Raw genomic sequence first — 4,212 nt, 5'->3', positions numbered from 1 at the left:
ACATTATGACCGTTCTCATTCAGCTTATCACGTAACCTGCGGCTTCCGTAAAAGGGGCACCTCAAGTGTATCTCATCAATCAGTCGCATCAGCTCTAAATCCTTAGAACTGATCGGTTTGGGCTCATAATACATACTTGTTGCCGATATCTGATTGGGATGCACCTGAAAACGCTGTGCCAACTCAACTATTGTGTTTTGCTCCTTAATAGCCTCTATAGCTACTTTTGCCTTAAATGCTGCTCCATGATTTCTTCTTAATGTCTTCATTCCCCTGCTGCTCCTTTCTTTTATTTTAAATCAATTTAGAGCAGCTTTATCACTTAAACAACTGTACAGTTTTTCCGGGCCACCGCTCTGTCTGCATCCATCCATGCCGGAAAAGACTTTCGGTATTCTTCTAAAATCGAATATGATAGTGTTGAAGTATATATGCATTCTTCATTTTGTTTCCTGAACATGATATTTCCAGCCGGGTCTATAATTGATGAATTTCCGATGTGATTATAACCATTTCCATCTTTTCCCACCCGGTTAACGCCAATAACATAGCACTGATTTTCGATTGCCCTTGCAAGAAGCAGTGTTTCCCAGTGATAGGAGCGCGCCTCGGGCCAGTTTGCAACAAATACTGCTACATCGTAGGCTTTATTAAAATTTCTTGTCCAGCATGGAAACCTCAGATCGTAGCAGATAAACGGCCTGATTTTCCAGCCATTAAGCTCAACGGTTAAATTGTTGTTTCCTTCTCTGTAAACTTTTTCTTCACCAGTCATGCGAAACAGGTGTTTTTTATCATAATAAAGCAATGTCCCGTCAGGTTTTGCCCATAATAACCGGTTGAAATATTTTCCGCCTTCTTTTATAATCATGCTTCCTGTTATATCCACCCATTTACTGCATGATTTATTTTTCAGCCATTCAACGGATGCATCCCCCATTTCCCGGGCAAGCTTTTTTGCATTCATGCTGAACCCGGTCGTAAACATCTCCGGAAGTACTATAAGATCCGTTTTTTCCATTATACTGTCTATCTTTTTATCAAAATCAGACAGATTTGATTCTATATCTTCCCAGAAAATCTTTGACTGTACGACTGTTATATTTAAATCCCGCATAATTTTTCCGCTGCCTTTTCAAGCGTTTCATCTTTTTTTGCAAAACAAAAGCGAAGCATTTTATGATCATCATTGTCATGGTAGAATACAGAAGGAGGAACGGAAGCCACACCTTTTTCAATCGTTAAGCGTTTTGCAAAATCAGTATCCGGCTCATCAGAAATAGATGAATAATCAAGCATCTGAAAATATGTTCCCTTGCATGGTATCGCTTTAAAACGTGAATTTTTTAAAAGAGATAAAAACTTGTCTCTTTTTTTCTGGTAAAAGCCGGATAAATCAAGATAAGCTTTTTCATTCTGCAAAAATTCGGCATATGCATATTGTATGGGAGTATTTGAAGCAAATGTAAGAAACTGGTGGACTTTTTGAAACTCTGCGGTAAGCATTTTTGGAGCAAGGCAGTATCCGGTTTTCCATCCTGTGGTGTGATATGTTTTGCCAAATGAACATATCACAAAGCTGCGATTTGCAAGATCAGGATACTTTGAGATACTTTCGTTTTTAAACCCATCAAAAATAATATGCTCATAAACCTCATCGCTTAAAATAAAAATACCGGTTTTTTGAACAATATCATAAAGAGCCGCAATATCTTCCTTTACAAGAACGGAACCTGTCGGATTATGCGGTGAGTTTAAAATTATTAGTCTGGTTCTTTCCGATACAGCACTTTTTACTTCTTCCCAGTCTATAACATAATAAGGAGGTTTCAGTTTGATAAATCTGGGAACACCGCCGCTAAGAATAATCGCCGGAACATAGGAATCAAAAGCCGGCTCAAAAACGATTACTTCATCTCCTTTTTTAACAACCGCCATAATTGCGGCAAATAAAGCCTCAGTTGCCCCAGAAGTAACGGTAATTTCGGTATACGGATCATATGATGCATTATATAGCTTTAATGTTTTTTCAGCTATCTTTTCTCTGAGCAGCAATACACCCTGCATGGGAGCATACTGGTTAAAGCCGTTTTTCATGTATTTGTTTACAAGTTCAATTAATTTTTGGTCTGTATCAAAATCAGGAAACCCCTGCGAAAGATTGATAGCATCATATTCATTTGCAAGATTTGTCATTACCGTAAATATGGTTACGCCGATATCAGGCAGCTTAGATGTAAATTTCATTCTGCTTTTTTTATACACATATAATTGGTTAGTAGCATTTTGATTAGTAATAAAAAGAGAAGTGTTTTGGTTCGGTGAAAATTAAGGTGGGTTAAATTTTTTAACCGCAAGAATATATAATATTTTTTATGATCAAAATCGAATCCAACTCTTAAATCAGCCTGAAAGTGCATTTTAAAAATTGATTTTGAATCTGAAACACATCAGGAATTTAACCAGCCGGAGATCAAACAAGCTTCTCCGGCTATGGCTATCAAACAACAAAGTACAAAAGGATGTTGAAATTAGTGATGCGCGGTTGTTGCTCTGCTACCGCCATCGCCGCCATTGCTCAGAGCTGCAGCAGTTACACCCACTACTGCCGCTCCTCCAACAGCAAGTCCGACAACTGCGGCTGTGCTGAGACCGCCCACGCCGGTGACTGCCTCACCGGCAGCTGCTGCCGCTCCTGCACCTGCTCCGGCTTGAGAACCAGCGCCTGCACCTGAACCCGCATCTGCACCTTGTATAATTTCAGCTGCAGGCTTGTTTTCAGGTTCTTGCGCAAATGATAAAACCGGAAATAGAGTAAGAGCAAAAATCAGTACCAAAACAAACATTCTACCAGATAGCGTATACTTTTTTCCCCATACCTTCTCCTTTTGTTTTTTGATTCATTAAAAATATATTAAATCTACATGTCTCTAATTTACCGTTTTATCATTAAAAGTCAAGCAAAAATCAGACTCTGAGCTGTAACTAAATTTATTCCTTCAGCCTTTTCAAATCAGACTTAAAACTTCCGGGCATAAGGTCGGAAGCCATATCAAAAACATTCTGCCAGTGAAACGGCTGCGCCGCCACATCCCTTGTCCATGGCGAAATAGCATACTCATATTTCGTCCTGGTTTCGTATGTGGTAAACATATTCAACGGAATTGATAAAAAAACTCCCTGGTCATTATATCCTCTGTTATATTGATCTGTAAAATTATCGGTATTTGTTTTGCTGTACCAGAAACCTATTTCTGCGCCGGTATTATATTCGCGTGTACTAACTATCTTCCAGCCTCTGTCTCCGGCTAAAAACCTTCCGTACTGCAATTGAAATGTCAGATCAAGAGGCAGGCATTTATAATACAAGTTACCGAGAATAGTGTGCTTGGAAGAATTTTCAACATCTAAAAACGTGTCAGGTATGCGTTTTTTCACAAAGTCACCCTCTATGCCAAGAGCAATATTTCCTTCTCCAAAAAAGGTCAATATTTCAGCGCCGACTCCGGCATACATTCTTTCAAAATAACCGGCACTCATCCTGCCAAATGTCTTATCGGACAGCTTGATGACCTGATCAATCAGCAAATACTCAAAAGTATAATTTTCTCCTGAATATCTCCACGAATCACTTCTGACAGGATCAGGCAGGTCAGGGTTCCGTGAAGAAATATTTGAATAAAATGGCAGTTCAAATCTTGCAGCAACAGCTCCTCCGCTCCAAATTGTTGATGAAAAATAAGGTTTTACACCAAGTCTGGATTTAAAAAAACCGGATGGATCATTTAAGTAGGTTTCAATATCAGGCTTTACACCTAAATCATAATTAAATATTTCATCCTGGGCACTATAAAAATCCGGTTTATTGTTTTGAAGGGGTACGGTTTCAACTTTAACATGATCAAAAAAATCGTCTTCCGGCAGTTTTTCCAGAATATATCCTTCAAAATAATCCGGTTTGACGGAAACCTTTAGAAACGGCACCAATCGCCGGGTTAGAATTACACTCAGCATTTTTGTATCTTCCGGGGAATTAAAAAGCAGTATATGAGGTAATTTAATAAGTCTATCAGAGGTAATTTAATAAGTCTATCAGGCTAAAATCTCGACGATTTTCAACCCACAATTTTTTATTTCAACCCAATTTTTCAGGCAAATTTACCAGGCAAAAAATATTTTCACTTTTTTTTATTTTCTGCTGGCGTCCGAGCT

General features: G+C 38.6%; 4 protein-coding genes and 1 pseudogene. All 5 read right to left on the bottom strand.

Annotated elements, in window-relative coordinates:
* A pseudogene (locus VXK47_RS09510) lies at positions 1-269 on the bottom strand (hypothetical protein); the annotation flags it as partial.
* Between the two features lie 53 nt (positions 270-322).
* Positions 323-1,117 (bottom strand): amidohydrolase, encoded by a 795-nt coding sequence (locus VXK47_RS09505; RefSeq protein WP_435548541.1) that lies wholly within the window; start codon positions 1,115-1,117, stop codon positions 323-325.
* Entirely contained in the window at positions 1,105-2,247 is a 1,143-nt protein-coding gene (locus VXK47_RS09500) for a methionine aminotransferase (RefSeq protein ID WP_435548540.1), read from the bottom strand. The genes VXK47_RS09505 and VXK47_RS09500 overlap by 13 nt, the downstream gene beginning before the upstream one ends.
* 284 nt (positions 2,248-2,531) lie before the next feature.
* On the bottom strand, positions 2,532-2,846 hold the full coding sequence (locus VXK47_RS09495) for a hypothetical protein (RefSeq protein ID WP_435548539.1): 315 nt from the start codon (positions 2,844-2,846) through the stop codon (positions 2,532-2,534).
* A 145-nt stretch (positions 2,847-2,991) separates the two neighbouring features.
* The gene (locus VXK47_RS09490) at positions 2,992-4,047 is read right to left on the bottom strand and encodes a YjbH domain-containing protein (RefSeq protein WP_435548542.1); all 1,056 of its coding nucleotides are present in this window, start codon (positions 4,045-4,047) and stop codon (positions 2,992-2,994) included.
* Positions 4,048-4,212 lie beyond the last annotated feature (165 nt).

Origin of the sequence: Desulfobacterium sp. N47 (genome assembly GCF_051233685.1) — a bacterium.
Taxonomy (GTDB): Bacteria; Desulfobacterota; Desulfobacteria; order Desulfobacterales; family RPRI01; genus RPRI01.
Note: the sequence above shows the minus strand (reverse complement) of the source record. Positions and strands in the feature narration are given on the sequence as shown.

Excerpts from the sequence above, each read along its gene's own strand:
- VXK47_RS09505 (WP_435548541.1), bottom strand. The coding sequence starts at position 1,117 with ATGCGGGATTTAAATATAACAGTCGTACAGTCAAAGATTTTCTGGGAA.
- VXK47_RS09500 (WP_435548540.1), bottom strand. The coding sequence starts at position 2,247 with ATGAAATTTACATCTAAGCTGCCTGATATCGGCGTAACCATATTTACG.
- VXK47_RS09495 (WP_435548539.1), bottom strand. The coding sequence starts at position 2,846 with ATGTTTGTTTTGGTACTGATTTTTGCTCTTACTCTATTTCCGGTTTTA.